Consider the following 17,803-nt stretch of genomic DNA (forward strand, 5'->3'; position numbering starts at 1 on the left):
TGGGGAATGGGGAATGGGGAATGGGGAATGGGGAATGGGGAATGGGGAATGGGGAATGGGGAATGGGGAATGGGGAATGGGGAATGGGGAATGGGGAATGGGGACTGGGACAAGAAGAACAACTTCTATTTTCTACCTACTGTTTTTTCCCAATCCCTAATCCCCAATACCCAATCCCTAGTACCCAATCTTTAGTAGTAATTACCTACTTTGCGATGGCGAACGGCTGTCAATCCATCGTTTTTGGAAACACGACCTTCTTGGACGGTGCAGTATAAAATCCAGTGGTCGCTGCATTCCATGCTGGTCTGTATTTCACATTCCATGTATGCCAAAGCATCAGTTAGAATCGGCGAACCGTTTTTCGCGGTTTGAGTTTTTACTCCCGCAAAGCGGTCAGCACCAGGATGCAAGCGCTTGAGGAAGTGTTTCTTGAGTTCTTGATAATTGCCTTCTTCCAAAACGTTGAGGACGAAGCGATCGCCTATTTGCATTAAGGAATCAATGGCGCGGTCTTTAGCAACGGCTATTGTTAATCCTAAGGGTTGCAAACTCGCTTGCGTTACCCAGGATGCCAGCATGGCACTTGAGGCATTATCTTTTTTAGCGGTGACTATATACAGTCCACTACTAATCCGACCCAGCGCCTTTTCCATGTCGACGTCGAGGGACTTGATTTGCTTGATGTTGCGATCGCGCACCAGCAATTGTCCGATGTCTTTACCCGCTTCTTCACACAACTGGAATGTAGATGCAGTGGGAGCCTCTTTAATCCGAATGGGTGGGAAAGCTTCTTTGATGCCAGAGTCGAGAAATTTTCTGCGGAGTGTATCAATGGGTTCATCATCCCCACCGTAACATTCAAACAGCCCAACAAGTTGTTTGTTCTTAGCGACAGCTAGCACCGAACTGATACTAGCTTGGGCAGCGGCGGAAGTAGTTGGCGGCATACCAATAATGATGCCTGCTGCTCTCCCAGCTAGTTCTTGAATTTCTTGGCTCTGGGCAGTACTCAGATCCAGAACTTCTACCCCAACCCCAGTTTTCAGTATACCTTCGGCAATTGCGTGACCAAGGCGCTCACCATACCCATATTCTGAGACAAAAAACAAGCCAACTGTGGTTTCTGCTTTAGCTTGTCTTTGGCTCCAATTTTCGTAGCACCCAGTTAGAACATCTAGATGGTGGTGTAATAATGGGCCGTGACCATTGGCGATAATATTAATCTTTCCGAGATCGCCCATCCGCTTCATGGCATTTACCAAAGAACGAGCGTTAGGGCCCATCAAACAGTCGTAGTAAAATCTAAAGTCAGCTTCGATCGCTTCTAAATCTTCGTCAAAGGTGCGATCGTCACAAAAGTGCATCCCAAAAGCATCACAGGTGTAAAGAATTTGGGTTTTGCGGTCAAAGCTAAAGATTGTATCCGGCCAGTGCAGGTTAGGCGCACTCACGAATTCCATTTCGTGTCCTTTGCCGATATCGATGCGATCGCCAGTTTTCACAACCCGCTTCGAGAAAGGATCGTGCACTAAGCCTTCCAAAAACTGAAGCGCAACTTTTGAGGCTAAAACGGTGGCTCTAGGAGCTAACTGGAGGACATCTTCTACTAAACCGCTATGGTCTGGCTCTGTGTGGCTGACAATTATGTAATCAATTGTTTTGGGGTTGACAAGACCTTTAAGAGTCTCTAAATACAGATCGCGAAACTTCTGGTGAGAAGTATCAATTAAAACTGTTTGTTCGCCCCTAATTAGATATGAATTGTAGGTTGTACCGTTTTGCAGTCCGAATTCGATATCAAAGCGATCGCGATCCCAATCAAGAGAGCGAATCGCCGTTGTGTTAGGGGCAATTTCTACAGTTTGTATAGTTAACCGATGTTGAACGTTCTCTGCGTGGGCGTAGCCGGTCGTAGACATCGCTACCATTATTCGTCTCCGAGCGCAAATTAACAGGTTTTTATTCTGCCCCCATTGTCTCTATTATTTTTATTTGAAGTTGTAATGAATATCAGTTTTTGAGAATTTTGACTTGTATCAATTATTGCTGTTTTTTAGCAAAAAATATGACTCAAAAATATACTAAATATTAATTAATTTCTAAGTTTCACTGAGTACTTATTTTTGCTATTTATCTGGTTTTATCTTAATTCAAAAATATCATAGCAATTATATTTTTTAACTAGATAAGCATAATTCAAATAATATTAAGTTACTGGCCGATCTACCAAATTTAAGTTAATTTTAATATTTAATGCTGCCAAATAATATACTTAGGAAATAGAAAAAATTATGTTTTTTAGGTACTTCCTTAAGTAGGAAAGGTAGGAAAAGTAGGAAAAGTAGGAAAGGTAGGAAAAGTAGGAAAAGTAGGAAAGGTAGGAAAAACCTTGTCAAGCTTACAAAAAGCATCCAATAAGCTGTTAACATTAGCTTATTCAATGGATATTGAATATATTCTTGTCTTAATCAAAAATCTGGTGGTATAGAATATAAAGTTTATGTAAAGTTGACAAAACAGATATTTTTTTGGAGATAGTCAAGGCAAATTTCCAGAGACTAGTTGAATAAAAAGGAACTAGGCTTGTATATATTTTTCCGCTCATCTAAATGGAAACTAGCATCAAAAGAATTTTTAAAGTTTCGATAAACCTCTGTAAGCATAGGAATAATTTCAGGAATTTAATGATACAGTCCTTTATTATCGACTTTAAACATTAATCAAGACAACGCTAACAAATTCTTCTGGTCATAGCTATAAGCTACAGCTTCAGGCTATTGGATAAATTTGCCTATATAGGTTAATGGTGTCATATCGATGTGCCTAACTTTTTATAAAAATCAATTCTTGATGAGAAATTGCAAACTTTGATAGTGTTCTCAAGCAAATATTTATCGCGTAGTAGCTTTATAGACGCTGACATCCTTAATACTTATAGTTCAGCTTTTTAGAATGTATTATGAAATACCTAAATAATTCAGTATACAGACGTAAATAGATACAAAAATTGATTGTGTAAAAGGTTATTGTTTATGGGATGCCGATTAAAAGTGTTTCTCACAGAAGAAGAAAAGCTGACTTTAGAAGAATTAAGAAAAGCTAAAGATGTTCCTCAACGTACTAAGGATCGTGCTCAAGTTTTACTGCTGAATACTCGCGGCTTAAAAAATGAGCAAATTGCAAAAGGCTTGAACTGGGCGACTTCAACAGTGCGCCAAACCCTTCATCGCTGGGAAAAGATGGGTTTAGCAGGTTTATGGGATGCTCCTGGTCGAGGAGGAAAACCCCGATATTCAGAATCAGATTTGGTTTATCTCGAAAATTGTTTAGCTCAAGAGTCAGAGACTTATAACTCTAAACAATTAGCAAAAAAACTCGCATCTGAGCGTCAAGTAAACTTGAGTGCAGACCGACTACGACGGGTATTGAAAAAAAGGGGAAGGAGGTTTGGAAGCGCACGCACCCAAACCCAGAAACAGCATAAGTAGGTGGGCGTAAATAATTATCGTTAGGATAAGGCAGGGAGCAGGGAGCAGGGAGCAGGGAGCAGGGAGCAGGGAGCAGGGGGCAGGGGGCAGGGGGCAGGGGGGAAAAGGGTTTGAGCCTTATTTACTTTTCTTCACACAGTTCGGTTTTATTCTGCCCATTTACTTAATTAGCTGATTAAATCATCTTGGACTCGAATCACTTGTTTCGTTTGGGCAGCGATCGCTAGATTGTAGTTGATAATCAAGATTATCTTCTTGACAAGTTCTGCTTTGTGCAGAGATAGTACTTGTTGCGTTTCTTTTTGTTACTTGGGCTTGGGCGCTGTTGAGGTCTACACGCTTTTAGTTTAAGGTTTGCCGAGAAACTTGTAGAGACACTTTAGCACAGCAAAGTAACAGTCCAGTTTCGCCTTTTTACCAAAAATTTTGGGCTTAACTCAACGGTATTGCTATATTAGTCGTTGAACTCAAGTTAGCTGTGCATTATAGAAAATTCTGATGAGAGTTTCCCAAAAAACAAAGCCCACTTACACATCACAGTATCAAGTGGACTTGTTAACTATTTTTAGTGGATCCGAGCAGAGTCGAACTGCTGTCCAAATTGGGTATTGACCCCCCGCTCATTCACAGGTTTAGCCTTTCTAACCCTCAAGGCGGGAATCGTTCATTATCCCGAACGTAGGATGCTCTGATTTGATCTTAGCCAGCAAGCCAACCAGAGAACGCTTGCTAGAGCATCCGTTGGGGTTTGGTCTTCAGTCCTTAACGGAGTCAAACTAAAGACGCTCGAACCTATAAGAGGTGTTTAGGCTGCTACTAGAGCATCCTTCCGAGCAAAGTTAACGATGTTATTCGCATTTACTTTTTGTTTGAGCCTTTGATTTCCGAGAGGAGACTCACTCTCGACCTGAATCACAGAGCAGCGTTCGCCAACCTGTCGAAACCGTGACGGACCCATGCGCTATACATATTATAGTTTATTATTAGGGAAATGTGTCACAGGATGACAAAGAAATATGGATGGCGTTGCTGATTCATAGGATGATTTTTGGCTCACGCAAAGGCGCAAAACCTCAAAGAATATACTTTTAGCATTGGTCAAAAATCTCAATTCATCCCGCAAATATGCAACGCCAGAAATATTAAACTCTCATTACCCAAGCTTAACTGTCATGAGTCAGACTACAAGCAGAGTTCGCTGGACAATTCAAGATGTTGCAGCATTACCCGATAACGAATGGATTCGTTATGAGATTATCGATGGAGAATTGTTTGTGACGCGATCGCCCCACCATAAACATCAGCACGTGATTGGATGTATCTTTTCAATGCTAAACACTTGGTCTATAGATAGTGGTTTGGGAGAACCCTCCATTATGCCAGGACTGATTTTTTCGGACTCTGATAATGTAGCTCCCGATGTGGTGTGGGTAAGTTATGAACGCTTGGCTCAAATTCAAGACGAAGCGGGGCATTTTCACGGAGCGCCGGAACTGGTAGTGGAAGTGCTGTCCCAAGGAAAAGCCAATGAAGACCGCGATCGATTAGCTAAGTTGAAATTGTATTCGGTTCAGGGAGTCAAGGAGTATTGGATTGTCGATCGCATCGCTCAAAGAATTGAAGTTTATCGACGGGACAATGCTCAGTTAAAACTGGTTACGACATTGCTAGTAGATGATGTGATTACATGGCCATTGCTGCCTAACTTTGCCTGTAAAGTAGCACGTCTTTTTGTGTCACGAGGTTAGGGGCGGTCGTCATTACGTAGGCGCAAGTTTTTCCATAGGATAAGCAGCGATCGCTACTATTACAGTTCATTGAAAGCGACGGGAAACTCCATCCCAAGAGTGGGTGGAGAGGGATAGCCGCCCCACCGCTTGGGGCATAGGGCATAGACCCTCTACCTAGACAATAATAATTTTAGTTTTCTACTTTTTCTAAAATCCCTTGTGCATTAGAGTAAGTAGCTTTGTAGGCAAGTTTGCCGTCTGGGAGCAGATGAAAACGCTCTCCATCTCCAGGTGTGCAAATTTTTAAATTGCTCCTACGATCAAAATTACTAACGTCAAACTCGTAATCATCACTGCTGACTTGTTGTAGAGAAATTTCGCCATAACAGGGAACGTCAGGAACGCTGATATAACCACATTTCTCCTTTAAGCTACAATTTCGCTGAATCTCAAGATTAATGCGAAACGACTTTCCTGAAGGCTCTTTGGCTACACCCGACCATTTCCCCAAAAACGCATTCGATACTCGTAGCGGTGAGGGCGAAGGAAATGTTGGAACGGGAGTAGATCCAGAGGATGGAGGTACTGAAGGAGAAGATGATGGACTAGATGATGTTTTGTTTGATCCTGTATTAGTTACTATCGTATTAGTTATAGTAAATATGCCGCTAATTACCGCTACTGCAATAGTAGCGATCGCAGCCCACGCTTCTTTGCTAATACCTTGCTGTTTCTCAGATTCTTTTTCTGGATCGGTCATATAGGATTTGTTGTTTTTGGAAGAACTACTAGAACCAGCTGCCAATAAGCAAACGCCTTGAACAGTGGGTAGGTTGAGTTAAACACACGAGAAATCTTTGATACTAAATGGAAAATTTTATTTAAAGCGACAACTATGTATTACAATCATTTTTTAAATGAGATTTTGGGAGAGTTTTCGCTCTCTGCGATGCTGTAACCACCAACTGGAGGCGATCGCATTCTCGCACAACCAGTATTTGACCCTAAAGTCGCTCAGTCCTTAAGTTTGGCAATCTTTTACTTTAAATTAAAAATTTCTTTATACATTCATGTCTATGTAGTTAAATTTTTGCATCAAATCACCAAAATTTTCAGAGAACTCAATAATCTACTCATCGTCCACGTCTGCGAATATAGATTCTAAATCATGATAACCACTAACTAGGCGCACAATCACAACGCTATCTTCAAAAACTCGATAAAAAATAATGTAGCCATCCAACGGTATTCCTCTCAACCTGGGGTCAAACTTGGCGTAACTTCGTCCTATATTTGGGAATTGAGCTATATTTTGACATTTCTTATTAAATTTTCGAATGAAAAACTCCATCCCCTTGTGGGTGGAGTTTTTGGGCATGGGGAATGAAGAATGGGGCATAGGGAAGAATTACCTGTTTGGCCAATGCCCAATGCCCAAAGTTGGCGGGCGGCTATCCCTCTCCACCCACTCTTGGGTGGAGTTTCCCGCCAACTTCCTAAGTTAGGGCTTCAGCACCACCCACAACCTCAAGGAGTTCTTGAGTAATTGCTGCTTGTCGGGCTTTGTTGTAAGACAGTGTGAGGTTATTAATCAATTCACCCGCATTTTCACTGGCATTACTCATGGCTGTCATCCGTGCAGCTAGTTCACTAGCTGCAGATTCTTGCAGCGCCCGCAATAGCTGGTTACTCAGATACAGGGGCAACAGAGAATCAAGAATCTGCACTGGATCTTGCTCGAAAATCATGTCAGGAGCCAACGTGCGGACTTCTTTAGTCACTTTCTCCCGTTCGACTTCAAATTTACCGCCACGGGTTGTCAAGCGGAAAACTTCATCATCGGCTGCTTCTAGTCCTTGCGGATCGAGTGGCAGTAGGGTTTGTATCACAGGACGGGAGCTAACCAAGGAAAGGAATCTGGTATAGATTAATTCAATACGGTCTACTTCTTCCGAAAGGAACAAGGAAAGTAGTTGATCGGCAATCTGATTGGCTTCAGCTGCGGTGGGAATTTGCTCTAAGCCGCTGTAGGTAGCATCGATGGGCTGATTGCGGCGTTGAAAGTACTGTGTAGCTTTGCGTCCGACGAGTACAAATTGATAGTCTAAACCTTCTGCCTTGATTTCTTTGGCGCGGTTTTCTGCACGACGGATAACGTTATTGTTGTAGCCGCCGCATAAACCGCGATCGCCTGAAATTACCAACAGCCCGACTGACTTAACTTGCCGTTTTTTCAGCAGTGGCAGGTTTGCTTCTTCAAAGCGCAGACGGCTTTGTAAACCATATAATACTTGTGCCAAGCGATCGGCAAAGGGGCGAGTTGCTAGCACTTGTTCTTGCGCCCGACGTACTCTAGCAGCAGCTACGAGACGCATGGCTTCTGTGATTTTTTTGGTGTTTTTGACCGACTGAATGCGATCGCGTATTGCTTTTAAATTGGCCATATTTTTTTCCTTAGTAGTTAGTCATTTGTCCTTTGTTATTAGTCAGTAGTCATTAGTTCTGTACCAATGACCCTTCGGGTTCGCCAGTTGCTTATGGGGGAAACCCCCAAGACCGCACTGGCTCACCAATGACCAATGACTAATGACTAATTACGCTGTAGCTTTGAAGGTCTTCTTGTATTCGGTAAGCGCTTCCTTCAAGGCAGTTTCTTCTGCGTCACCTAGTGCTTTAGATGCTTGTACTCCTTGGGCATACTGGGTTTTCCCAGTCTTTAAGAATTCACGTAGACCAGCGGTGAAGGTAGTTACTTGATTTACAGGTACATCATCTAAATAACCATTAATCCCAGCATACAAAATTGCCACTTGCTCGTATACCGAGAGTGGGGAATTTTGTGGCTGCTTGAGGAGTTCGCGCAACCGTTGACCCCGTGCCAACTGGTCTTGAGTGGCTTTATCTAAGTCAGAAGCAAATTGTGCGAAGGCTTGCAGGTCGTCAAATTGGGCTAGTTCCAATTTAATCTTACCGGCAACTTTTTTCATTGCTTTAGTTTGAGCCGCAGAACCCACGCGGGATACTGAAATACCGGGGTTTACAGCCGGACGGATACCAGCGTTAAACAAGTCAGAAGACAAGAATATCTGACCATCGGTAATAGAAATTACGTTGGTGGGGATGTATGCTGAAACGTCACCAGCTTGGGTTTCGATAATTGGTAGGGCAGTCATACTGCCTTTACCTAATTCGTCACTCAGCTTTGCGGCTCTTTCTAACAAACGGGAGTGGATGTAGAATACATCTCCGGGGTACGCTTCGCGTCCGGGTGGACGACGTAGCAGTAGGGACATTTGGCGATAAGCTTGGGCTTGCTTGGAGAGGTCATCATAAATTACCAGGGTAGCTTTGCCTTTGTACATGAAGTACTCAGCAATAGTTGCGCCTGTGTAGGGAGCGAGGTATTGCAGGGTAGCTGGTTCACTGGCACTAGCGGCGACGACGATGGTGTAATCCATCGCGCCTTTTTCTTGCAATGTTTGCACCACGTTAGCAACTGTGGAAGCCTTTTGACCGATCGCAACGTAGACACAAATTACATCTTCTTCTTTCTGGTTGATGATGGTGTCGATCGCGATCGCAGTTTTACCAGTTTGGCGATCGCCAATAATCAATTCCCGTTGACCGCGACCAATAGGAATCATTGAGTCAATAGCTGTGATACCCGTTTGCATGGGTTCGTGTACAGACCGACGGGCAATGATACCGGGTGCTGGAGATTCAATCAAACGGCTTTCTGAGGACTTGATGTCTCCCTTACCATCGATAGGACGACCCAAGGAATCTACAACTCGTCCAATTAAGGCTTCTCCTACTGGTATCTGGGCAATTCTACCAGTGGCAGTTACAGAACTACCTTCTTGAATTTCCAGCCCTTCACCCATCAGCACCGCACCCACGTTGTCTTCTTCTAAGTTTTGGGCGATGCCAATTGTGCCATCTTCAAATTCCAAAAGTTCCCCAGACATAGCCTTTTCCAGACCATAAATCCGGGCAATACCATCACCAACTTGGAGAACAGTACCAACGTTAGCAACTTTGACCTCTTGATCGTATTGCTCGATTTGTTGTTGGATAATGCTGCTAATTTCGTCAGGTCTAATTGATATACTCATGTGTCTATCTTTTTTGCTTTCGAGACGGAAGTAAAAGGGACTGTGGATTAGGGACTGGGGATTAGGGATTGGGGATTAGGGATGGAAAGAATTTATGACTATAATCTTTTTCCTAGTCCCCAGTACCCAGCCCCCAGTCCCCAGTCCCAATTTTCTAGCTATTAGTTAAGCGCAATGAAAGGCGGCGCAACTGACCCCGGATACTAGCGTCAATTACCTGCGAACCTACTTTAATGATTACACCGCCAATTAACTCGCTGTCTACCCTGGTTTCTAGTTCTACCTGACGAGCATTCGAGATGGCGATGACCTTTTGGATGATTGCTTGCTGTTGAGCTTCTGTGAGGGGAACGGCTGAAATTACTTCCGCTAATACGGTTTGATTCAGCTGCCGCAACAGCGCCAGATACTGTTGAAAAATCTCTTCCAAAAATGCAATCCGCCGTTTATCTACCAGTACCAGCAAAAAATTGCGTAAGTAGGGATTAGAGCCTTCACCGAGTATTTGTTTGATGAGAGCTTTTTTGTTCTCAGACTGAATAAACGGGTTGCTGAAGAAGTTGTGTAGCTGTTTGTCTGCTTTGAGCAGTCCCAGGAAAGTACGCGCATCTTCCCCGAATTCTTCTGTCAAATTTTTGGATTGAGCTATTGACAAAAGTGCCTGTGCGTAAGGTTGGGCTACTTCGACTGCCGCTACCTGACTTGTCATACATTGCCTCCCAGTTGTGCGATGCTGCGGTCAATTAAACCTTGTTGAGCATCGTCGGCAATCCCGCTTTTGAGTTGCGATTCGACTTTTTGCAATGCTAGTGTAGCTACCCGTTGCCGCAGTTGAGCGATCGCTCGATCAGTTTCGGTGTTTAAATCTGCTGCTGCTGTTTGTTTCAAGCGTTCTACGTCTTGCACTGCCTTCGCTAACAAGGCTTCTTTCGTCTTTTGGGCGTTTTCTGTGGCAGATTGGCGGATGCGTTCTGCTTCTGCCTGAGATTGCTTCAACTGCTCTTGCGCTTGGGAAAGGGCAGTCTTTGCCTCTTTTAAGCGCCCTTCTGCTTCCTGAATTGCGGTGGCAATATTAGATTGTCGCTCGTTCAGGATATTGCTTAAAACTTTACGTCCGAAGTAGAATAGTATGCCAATCAGAATCGCTAGATTAATCAGATTGGTTTCAAAAATGTCTAGGTTTAGACCGAAACCACCTTCTGCTGCGCCTTCTGCCAATTCAGAGTGAACAGCGTTCGCTTCTGCGGCAAGTAATAAGAATGTCCCCATGATACCCATTTACAAGTGCGCTGTTCGCTTGCTAATACGTTGTATTTTCCCGAAGGTAAATTAAGTATCTTTCCCGAAGGAAATTTAAGTATCTTTCCCGAAGGAAATTTAAGTATCTTTTCCCAGAAGGGGAAAAAGTGCCTTTTTCGACACTTAATTAAGCGCTCTGGACAAGGGGCCAGTTGCGCGTATGCTTTCACGGAACCAGTCTAGTTAGTTTATCTAACTGGAGTTGGCCCCAATAGTTTTTCTAGAATCTGCCTGCTTAAAGCATCAACTTGTTGCTCTAAGGTGCGAAAAGCTTCCTGCTTTTGTTGTTCTATTTCAACAGCAGCTTGTTCTCGTTGAGTCTGAGCTTCCTTTTGGGCCTCAGCTATTTTCTCGGCAGTAATTTTCTTAGCTTCGAGTTGAGCTGCTTCTACAGTCGCTTGCGATTGTTTGCGAGCGTCTGCGAGTTGCTGCTCATATTCGGTAGCCAAGCGCTCGGCTTTAGCCAAGCTCTCCCGCGCTTCCAAGGTATTCGTTCGGATATAATTATCGCGATCGTCTAGTACCTTGGTCAGTGGCTTATAGAAAATTGCATTTAACAAAGCTGCTAGTAGCAGGAATTGCAATGCCATGAAGGGCAAGGTAGCATCGAAATCAAACATTTGTCTCCTCTTTGGCTGGAGTAGCAGTTTTCGTGGCTAGCAACATCATCCAACCTTTCATATTTTAGAGACCCATAGCCAATAAGGGTCAACTGAACATTAGAACTTATTAAGATACCCAAAACATTTCGATTGTAGAGGCGTGATAATTCACGTCTCCACACTCACAAAAACTTTAAGGTATTAACCGAAGGGATTAGCAAACAGCAATACCAGGGCAATTACTAGACCATAGATAGTCAAGGATTCCATGAATGCCAAGGTTAATAGCAGAGTGCCGCGAATTTTTCCTTCTGCTTCAGGTTGACGAGCAATACCTTCTACTGCTTGTCCAGCAGCGTTTCCTTGACCGATACCAGGGCCAATTGCAGCTAAACCAATCGCTAAAGCAGCAGCGAGAACTGAAGCAGCCTGAACTAATGGATCCATGTTGATTTTCCTTGCTTTGATTACAAAACTAACAGACATTACGTTAACAATTAGAAACGTGGTTTTCACGCTGCACATGAGTTCTTTCGATCGCGCTTTGCGATGTTTTGAGCGAAAATGCTCTGGGAACTGTGCTATCAACTGAGAAGTTTAATGCTCCTCATGTTCTTCTCCACCATGTCCCTCCATTGCCTCATGAATGTATGCTCCGGCTAGGGTGGCAAAAACTAGGGCTTGAATGGCACTGGTAAATAAACCCAAGGCCATTACAGGCAGAGGTACAAATAGAGGAACTAGCAGCACCAATACCGCTACTACCAATTCATCCGCCAAAATATTACCAAATAGACGGAAGCTTAGGGAGAGGGGCTTGGTGAAATCTTCTAAAATTGCGATCGGCAACAAAACAGGTGTTGGCTCTATATATTTCTTAAAGTAGCCTAAACCCCGTTTGCTAAAACCTGCGTAAAAGTACGCTAAGGAAGTTAGTAGTGCCAATGCAACAGTCGTATTGATGTCATTGGTGGGAGCTGCCAATTCGCCCGAAGGTAGCTTGATGAGCTTCCAGGGAATTAGCGCACCTGACCAGTTCGACACGAAAATAAACAAGAACAATGTGCCAATAAATGGCACCCAAGGGCGGTACTCTTTCTCACCAAGTTGGTTTTTGGCTAAATCGCGAATAAATTCTAGGGCGTATTCCATCAAATTTTGGATGCCCTTGGGAATTCTTTGTGCGTTGCGAGTAGCAGCTATTGAAGCCACTACTAGAATACTAATCACAAACCATGAGGTGAGAAAAACTTGCCCATGAATTTTAAGATTGCCCAACTGCCAGTAGAAATGATGACCTACTTCTAATTCGGCGAGGGGAAAAGAATTAAAGGCGTTTAAGACACTAAGCATTTGCATTCTTCAAGCATTTTCCCCAACGAGCGAGGATGGGATTACTATCTTTGTGAGCCTGACTTTTTAAGAATCAGGAATGAACGCAATTTGCACCATATAGACGAGGAGCGTAGCTTTGTAAGTTAGAAATCCCAGAAAAATGGGGAGAATCTGTAGCTCACGCCATTGACTTGCTACAATCATCACTCCCATAAACAGAGCAAAACGAGTTTTGCTCAGACTGGTTTTTTCACTACCAAGCTGCTCAACATCTCTAGCCAACATTTTTAAGTAAACCACACCTGTACACGCCCCAATTAAATAATTTAGGGCAATGTTTAAGGAATAAAAAATCCACACAGAGATAAAAATAACCCCCGTCAAGACAAGCGTGATTACCAACAATCGCTGGAAGAGTTGATAGAACTCTTGCATGGAGTTACCTGATTCTGTGTCTTCAGAACCAGTTTTAGCATCTTGTTGCGTTGTCGGAGTGGGCGCAATTGATTCGTCAGACAAGCTCACGGGACTTGAAACCAGTACAGTTAAATATGATGACTGCACATTCAGTCAGCTGAATCATATCACGATGCGGTAACAATACTTTAGGAAAAAACAATTAACTTCTTGTCAACATTCAGAGAGTAAGTACCGACAGACTAAAGCCTACAGCACTTTTACCAAGTTCGCCAAGGTGTACTTGGTGAAAAAGTAAGGGTTTTATCGAATATTCATAAGTAGAGGGCAGGCAAGATGCCCGCCCCACAAGAGTCTTGGGTTGAATATACCTCTCGATTAAATTATCTTGGCAGTCCGCAGACCGAACAGCAAACCTACAGATAAGCCAAAGAATAAACCCAAGAAGACGACATAAGATACAATTGCAAACATTTATTGCTCTCCAGAATACTTCCTAAATCTATTGAATCATTAGTTGTTGGGTATTGGGCATGGGGCATTAGGCATGGGGGTAGAGGAGAAATACTTACTGCAACTTCTCCCCCTGCTTCCCTGGTTCTTACCAATTCCCAATCCCCAATTCCCTATGCCCATTTCCTAGATTGCGATACAATACAGCCCACGGGCGCTTGTTTGGGGTTGGGCAATGACTTCTGTAATTAATGTAAATCTACCAGAGCAGTCTTATGAGATTGCGATCGCACCTTCAAGTTTAGATCAACTGGGTCAACAGATGGACAGTCTGAAACTGGGCAAGAAGGTATTGCTGGTTTCTAATCCGACGATTTTTAAGCATTTTGGGGAAAGAGCAATTACATCCCTGACATCTGCTGGATTTGAAGTTGCTAGCTGCACTCTACCACCTGGTGAACGCTACAAAACCCTCAATTCCATCCAAAAACTCTACGATATCGCCTTGGAAAACCGCCTAGAACGTTCTTCTACTATGGTAGCTTTAGGCGGAGGTGTAATTGGCGATATGACTGGCTTTGCGGCTGCAACTTGGCTACGCGGTATTAATGTTGTCCAAGTACCTACCTCTTTGTTGGCGATGGTAGATTCGGCAATTGGCGGTAAAACTGGCGTGAATCATCCCCACGGTAAAAACTTAATTGGGGCATTCCATCAACCGCGCTTGGTTTTGATTGACCCAGATGTGTTAAAAACTCTACCTATGCGTGAGTTTCGGGCAGGGATGGCAGAAGTGATTAAGTACGGTGTGATTTGGGATGCCGAATTGTTTACCCAGTTGGAAGCAAGTAAACGCCTTGACCAACTCCGCTATGTCAAACCGGATCTAGTATCTAACATATTAACACGCTCTTGTCAAGCTAAAGCTGATGTTGTTGGCAAAGATGAAAAAGAAGGCGGATTACGCGCAATTCTTAACTATGGTCATACCATCGGTCACGCAGTGGAAAGTTTGACTGGTTATCGTTTAGTGAATCACGGTGAAGCGGTGGCTATTGGTATGGTAGCAGCCGGTCAAATTGCTGTGGATTTGGGACTGTGGCAAAAGGAAGACACAGAACGTCAAAATGCTTTAATTCAAAAAGCGGGTTTACCTACTCAGTTACCAGATGGGGTAGATATTGAAGCAATTATTGAGGCGTTGCAGTTAGATAAAAAAGTCCAAGCCGGGAAGGTGCGGTTTGTTTTACCAACAGAGATTGGTGTAGTAACAATTACCGATGAAGTGCTATCGGATATTATTCGGCAAGTGTTGCGAGGAATTTAAACAATTTGAAAAAGAATTCAGGAGTCAGAATAAAAGTTAGTTGCTCCGTCCTTCAATTACGAATTAATGAGCCATGATACTCCAAGCCATGAACAAGTTGCTTGAGAACTTATGTGGTTAATTCAGATGGTAACTGGTTTTACACTGCGCTATACTAATAATAGTTTAATTGCTTAATTCATCCATTTTTAGGAGGTAATTACCAAGCGAATAAGTATGCTTTGTTTATAATCAGACCAACACAATATGGTTTGAGCCTGCATTTACGCAACAGATGTATTAATCATGTTAAATCTAATATTTACTAGATGTATAAAAATAAAACCATTGGTGGTTTCAACAGCTTTTTTAATAGCTGTACAGACTTCTGCCAATGCGGAACAAGCAGTTCCTAGTTTGACGCCAGCACAAGCTCAACATTTATCCCGTGACTTGGTTCCATATAATTCTCAAGACTTTTTTAGACAAGGAAAAAATTCAATTGAGAGAGAAATTCAAATTCTTAATCAAAGGCAACAGCGCCCAATTAAACCTATTCTTAAGATGGATTTAGTACCGCAAAGCAAAAAACCACATACTCAGCAAAAATCTCAACGTTTTATCTAAGTAAGAATCATCACCCTTTTACGGCTCTTTCTTGTCCTGTTAATTCTTAAGCTGTAGCACATAACCTACATCTCCAGGCATCAGAATTACTATGTTCTGTTTTTGGATAACAGAGGTTTTGTATTGCCAATAAACTTTGCAATATAAATTTACAATTTCAATCGTCTAGCAAACTCATCAACGCTTGAATTTCAAGGTCTTGCTCTTGCGGCTCTGATAATTGAGACTGTAGCTTTAATAATTGACTCTGCAATTCTTCTGCTACATGAAGCATCTCAGACTCTTGTGCAATTTTTAGCTGATTTTCTTTAATTTTGATTTGTTTAAGCAAGTTATTTTCAACATGAATTGAGTTGTAATGTTGAGCAATCATAGCTTTACATTTATTATCAATCTATTGAGTGCAATTAAATTTTCCACCTATGTATTATTCCATACTTTTGTCATTTTTTAAATATGTCGATAATTTAATCTTGATGTTTATAGTTTTTAGCCCGTTCTATTCTTCTCAAAATTTTGGGAATATTGAATTACAGCAGTTTTCATGTATTTGAACCACATCTGTCGTAAGGGCACAGCATTGCTGTGCCCCTATCGCGTGGTCTATTTACCTGAAAATAGCTGTAAGGACTTCCAGTGAAAAAACATCCCATGTAGGGGCGTACATCTGTGCATTGGTGTTAACTTAAGCTGAAATCTCCTGAATGCATGAGTTTTGCCCTTATACCATTTCACTTTAAGGTTGATACATTTAGGTAAGCAGAGGGGGAGAGGAGAAAAAAAACGGAGGTGAATTCATGGGGCGATCGCACTTGGAGAGGTCTGTTGTCTCCATAATATAAATACAGGGCGTGTGATAATTAGAGGTTTTATGTCCCTAACTCTTGAAGACTTGGAAAAAATGCAGCAACAACATCCTGACTTTCGTATGGAACTAGTCAAGGGTAATATTATTGTTTCAAGCCCATCAGGATACGAATCAGATGAAGTTGCAGCTGAAATGGTAGCCCAGTTACGTAACTGGGTTAGACCGCGCAAACTGGGACGAACAGCAGCTTCTAGCGCCAGTTTCAGATTGCCCAATTCAGATTTGCGCGCACCAGATGCCTCATTTGTTTTAGCCGAACGCTTGCGTCGCAGTCCCAAGTCTTTTGCTCAATTGGCTCCCGATTTGACTGTAGAGGTGAAGTCTCCTAGCGACAATTTAGAGGATCTGAGAGCCAAAATTCAAGAATTTCTGAGTTTGGGAACTAAGGTAGGAATTTTGCTCAATCCAGATGAGCGGATTGTTGAAGTTTACAACTTTGGACAAGAGGCAATAATACTTCGTGATGGGGATATTTTAACAGTTCCCGAACTGCTCCCAGGATGGGAAGTACCAATTGCAGATTTGTGGCCTTTAGAGTTTGACTAGGATAGTGGTAAAAGACCCTACAGACATAGATGGATGGAACTAGAAGTTTATGCGATCGCTTTCAGTACAGATGGCAAAACTTTGATTAGTGGCGGTAAGGATAAAATTATCAATATTTGGCAACTACCATAGTGATTTAGTCTCTCATCAACTGAGGGACGGTAGAATATACCTAATTTTCGTAGCTTCAAAAGCCAAACTATGACGATGTATTCCACACTTCAACGTGCATTTACTAACCGCCGCGTCCTGAAAGTGATTAGCGGTTTGAATAACTTCGACGCCGCTAGCGTTGCTGCTACTGTCAAAGCTGCTGAATTTGGCGGTGCTACTTTTGTCGATATTGCCGCCGATCCAGCTTTAGTCCAGCTAGCTAAAAGTTTGACAAATCTACCAATTTGTGTGTCAGCAGTAGAGCCAGATAAATTTGTGCAAGCAGTGGCAGCTGGTGCTAATTTAATTGAAATCGGGAATTTCGATTCCTTCTATGCTCAAGGACGCCGTTTTGAAGCTCTAAAAGTGCTAGCACTGACTAAGCAAACTCGCGCTCTCCTCCCAGAAATCACCCTATCTGTCACCGTTCCTCACATCCTGGAACTAGATCGACAGGTACAGCTAGCAGAAGAACTGGTGAAAGCTGGAGCAGATATTATCCAAACTGAAGGCGGTACTAGCAGTAACCCAGTTCACCCCGGAACTTTAGGATTAATTGAAAAAGCTGCTCCCACCTTGGCAGCAGCTTTTGAGATTTCGCGTGTGGTGTCAGTGCCAGTATTGTGTGCATCAGGCATTTCTAGCGTTACTGCACCGTTAGCGATCGCGGCTGGTGCTGCTGGTGTTGGTGTTGGTTCCGCCATCAACCAACTCAATAGCGAAGTCGCAATGATTGCCGCTGTGCGTGGCTTAGTAGAAGCCTTAGCGACTGCAAGAGTGCTGACTGAGAAGTAAGAAATAGGGAGTGAAGGAGGGAAGAGGACAAGGGGAAAGACTTGTTGTAAGTTCTAACTTTTGTCA

At 42.9% G+C, this 17,803-nt stretch carries 22 protein-coding genes and 1 other RNA gene; 9 read left to right on the top strand and 14 right to left on the bottom strand.

What is annotated here, in order from left to right; translation table 11 throughout:
- Positions 1 to 13 precede the first annotated feature (13 nt).
- Positions 14 to 160, top strand: coding sequence for a hypothetical protein (locus tag V7K41_RS10405; RefSeq protein WP_334847805.1), 147 nt, complete (start codon positions 14 to 16; stop codon positions 158 to 160).
- 31 nt (positions 161 to 191) lie between these two features.
- On the opposite strand, the gene V7K41_RS10410 is transcribed toward V7K41_RS10405, so the two are convergent.
- A complete protein-coding gene (locus tag V7K41_RS10410) occupies positions 192 to 1,931 on the bottom strand; it encodes a diflavin flavoprotein (RefSeq protein WP_334847807.1) in 1,740 nt (579 codons plus the stop codon).
- A gap of 1,104 nt (positions 1,932 to 3,035) precedes the next feature.
- Between V7K41_RS10410 and V7K41_RS10415 the strand changes: the two genes are divergently transcribed.
- On the top strand, positions 3,036 to 3,491 hold the full coding sequence (locus V7K41_RS10415; protein ID WP_334847808.1) for a helix-turn-helix domain-containing protein: 456 nt from the start codon (positions 3,036 to 3,038) through the stop codon (positions 3,489 to 3,491).
- A 566-nt stretch (positions 3,492 to 4,057) separates the two neighbouring features.
- Here V7K41_RS10415 and ssrA read toward each other — a convergent pair.
- Positions 4,058 to 4,447, bottom strand: a transfer-messenger RNA (tmRNA) gene (ssrA, locus tag V7K41_RS10420).
- 216 nt (positions 4,448 to 4,663) lie between these two features.
- Here ssrA and V7K41_RS10425 point away from each other — a divergent pair.
- Positions 4,664 to 5,239 carry a Uma2 family endonuclease gene (locus V7K41_RS10425; RefSeq protein ID WP_334847810.1) on the top strand — a complete coding sequence of 192 codons (576 nt, stop codon included), beginning with the start codon at positions 4,664 to 4,666 and terminating at the stop codon, positions 5,237 to 5,239.
- 172 nt (positions 5,240 to 5,411) lie between these two features.
- On the opposite strand, the gene V7K41_RS10430 is transcribed toward V7K41_RS10425, so the two are convergent.
- Together V7K41_RS10430 and V7K41_RS10435 are read right to left on the bottom strand one after the other, a co-directional pair.
- Positions 5,412 to 5,981 carry a hypothetical protein gene (locus V7K41_RS10430; protein WP_334847812.1) on the bottom strand — a complete coding sequence of 190 codons (570 nt, stop codon included), beginning with the start codon at positions 5,979 to 5,981 and terminating at the stop codon, positions 5,412 to 5,414.
- 369 nt (positions 5,982 to 6,350) lie between these two features.
- On the bottom strand, positions 6,351 to 6,620 hold the full coding sequence (locus V7K41_RS10435; RefSeq protein ID WP_334847814.1) for a type II toxin-antitoxin system RelE/ParE family toxin: 270 nt from the start codon (positions 6,618 to 6,620) through the stop codon (positions 6,351 to 6,353).
- On the opposite strand from V7K41_RS10435, the gene V7K41_RS10440 reads away from it, so the two are divergent.
- Complete coding sequence (locus V7K41_RS10440; RefSeq protein ID WP_334848014.1) at positions 6,559 to 6,726, top strand: hypothetical protein; 168 nt, start codon at positions 6,559 to 6,561, stop codon at positions 6,724 to 6,726. The genes V7K41_RS10435 and V7K41_RS10440 overlap by 62 nt on opposite strands.
- Here V7K41_RS10440 and V7K41_RS10445 read toward each other — a convergent pair.
- The 9 genes from V7K41_RS10445 to petL all read right to left on the bottom strand — a co-directional run bounded on the left by V7K41_RS10445 (position 6,718) and on the right by petL (position 13,463).
- Positions 6,718 to 7,665 carry a F0F1 ATP synthase subunit gamma gene (locus V7K41_RS10445; protein ID WP_334847816.1) on the bottom strand — a complete coding sequence of 316 codons (948 nt, stop codon included), beginning with the start codon at positions 7,663 to 7,665 and terminating at the stop codon, positions 6,718 to 6,720. The genes V7K41_RS10440 and V7K41_RS10445 overlap by 9 nt on opposite strands.
- A gap of 150 nt (positions 7,666 to 7,815) precedes the next feature.
- On the bottom strand, positions 7,816 to 9,336 hold the full coding sequence (gene atpA / locus V7K41_RS10450; protein ID WP_334847818.1) for a F0F1 ATP synthase subunit alpha: 1,521 nt from the start codon (positions 9,334 to 9,336) through the stop codon (positions 7,816 to 7,818).
- Between the two features lie 154 nt (positions 9,337 to 9,490).
- Entirely contained in the window at positions 9,491 to 10,045 is a 555-nt protein-coding gene (gene atpH, locus V7K41_RS10455; protein WP_334847820.1) for an ATP synthase F1 subunit delta, read from the bottom strand.
- The gene (locus V7K41_RS10460; RefSeq protein WP_292781176.1) at positions 10,042 to 10,614 is read right to left on the bottom strand and encodes a F0F1 ATP synthase subunit B; all 573 of its coding nucleotides are present in this window, start codon (positions 10,612 to 10,614) and stop codon (positions 10,042 to 10,044) included. Before V7K41_RS10460 ends, atpH begins: the two co-directional genes overlap by 4 nt.
- A 209-nt stretch (positions 10,615 to 10,823) precedes the next feature.
- Complete coding sequence (locus V7K41_RS10465; protein ID WP_104907880.1) at positions 10,824 to 11,255, bottom strand: F0F1 ATP synthase subunit B'; 432 nt, start codon at positions 11,253 to 11,255, stop codon at positions 10,824 to 10,826.
- 183 nt (positions 11,256 to 11,438) lie between these two features.
- Positions 11,439 to 11,684: an ATP synthase F0 subunit C gene (atpE, locus tag V7K41_RS10470; RefSeq protein WP_012411162.1), complete on the bottom strand. Its 246-nt coding sequence runs from the start codon at positions 11,682 to 11,684 to the stop codon at positions 11,439 to 11,441.
- A gap of 150 nt (positions 11,685 to 11,834) precedes the next feature.
- Positions 11,835 to 12,596 carry a F0F1 ATP synthase subunit A gene (atpB, locus tag V7K41_RS10475; RefSeq protein ID WP_012411161.1) on the bottom strand — a complete coding sequence of 254 codons (762 nt, stop codon included), beginning with the start codon at positions 12,594 to 12,596 and terminating at the stop codon, positions 11,835 to 11,837.
- A gap of 60 nt (positions 12,597 to 12,656) precedes the next feature.
- The gene (locus V7K41_RS10480; RefSeq protein ID WP_334847821.1) at positions 12,657 to 13,097 is read right to left on the bottom strand and encodes an ATP synthase subunit I; all 441 of its coding nucleotides are present in this window, start codon (positions 13,095 to 13,097) and stop codon (positions 12,657 to 12,659) included.
- 270 nt (positions 13,098 to 13,367) lie between these two features.
- On the bottom strand, positions 13,368 to 13,463 hold the full coding sequence (gene petL, locus V7K41_RS10485) for a cytochrome b6-f complex subunit PetL (RefSeq protein WP_084227316.1): 96 nt from the start codon (positions 13,461 to 13,463) through the stop codon (positions 13,368 to 13,370).
- Positions 13,464 to 13,677: 214 nt separating this feature from the next.
- Here petL and aroB point away from each other — a divergent pair, with 214 nt between their 5' ends.
- Together aroB and V7K41_RS10495 are read left to right on the top strand one after the other, a co-directional pair.
- The gene (gene aroB / locus V7K41_RS10490) at positions 13,678 to 14,769 is read left to right on the top strand and encodes a 3-dehydroquinate synthase (RefSeq protein ID WP_334847823.1); all 1,092 of its coding nucleotides are present in this window, start codon (positions 13,678 to 13,680) and stop codon (positions 14,767 to 14,769) included.
- Between the two features lie 285 nt (positions 14,770 to 15,054).
- A complete protein-coding gene (locus V7K41_RS10495; protein ID WP_334847825.1) occupies positions 15,055 to 15,375 on the top strand; it encodes a hypothetical protein in 321 nt (106 codons plus the stop codon).
- Between the two features lie 157 nt (positions 15,376 to 15,532).
- Here the strand turns inward: V7K41_RS10495 and V7K41_RS10500 are convergent, their stop codons facing one another.
- Positions 15,533 to 15,748 carry a hypothetical protein gene (locus tag V7K41_RS10500; protein ID WP_322729165.1) on the bottom strand — a complete coding sequence of 72 codons (216 nt, stop codon included), beginning with the start codon at positions 15,746 to 15,748 and terminating at the stop codon, positions 15,533 to 15,535.
- Between the two features lie 498 nt (positions 15,749 to 16,246).
- Between V7K41_RS10500 and V7K41_RS10505 the strand changes: the two genes are divergently transcribed.
- The 3 genes from V7K41_RS10505 to V7K41_RS10515 all read left to right on the top strand — a co-directional run bounded on the left by V7K41_RS10505 (position 16,247) and on the right by V7K41_RS10515 (position 17,737).
- Positions 16,247 to 16,789, top strand: a complete 543-nt coding sequence (locus V7K41_RS10505; protein ID WP_334847828.1) for a Uma2 family endonuclease — start codon at positions 16,247 to 16,249, stop codon at positions 16,787 to 16,789.
- A 33-nt stretch (positions 16,790 to 16,822) separates the two neighbouring features.
- Entirely contained in the window at positions 16,823 to 16,921 is a 99-nt protein-coding gene (locus tag V7K41_RS10510) for a hypothetical protein (protein ID WP_334847830.1), read from the top strand.
- A 69-nt stretch (positions 16,922 to 16,990) separates the two neighbouring features.
- Positions 16,991 to 17,737 (top strand): DUF561 domain-containing protein, encoded by a 747-nt coding sequence (locus V7K41_RS10515; RefSeq protein WP_334847832.1) that lies wholly within the window; start codon positions 16,991 to 16,993, stop codon positions 17,735 to 17,737.
- The last annotated feature ends 66 nt before the right edge of the window (positions 17,738 to 17,803 follow it).

The organism is Nostoc sp., assembly GCF_036917415.1.
Lineage (GTDB): Bacteria > Cyanobacteriota > Cyanobacteriia > Cyanobacteriales > Nostocaceae > Nostoc.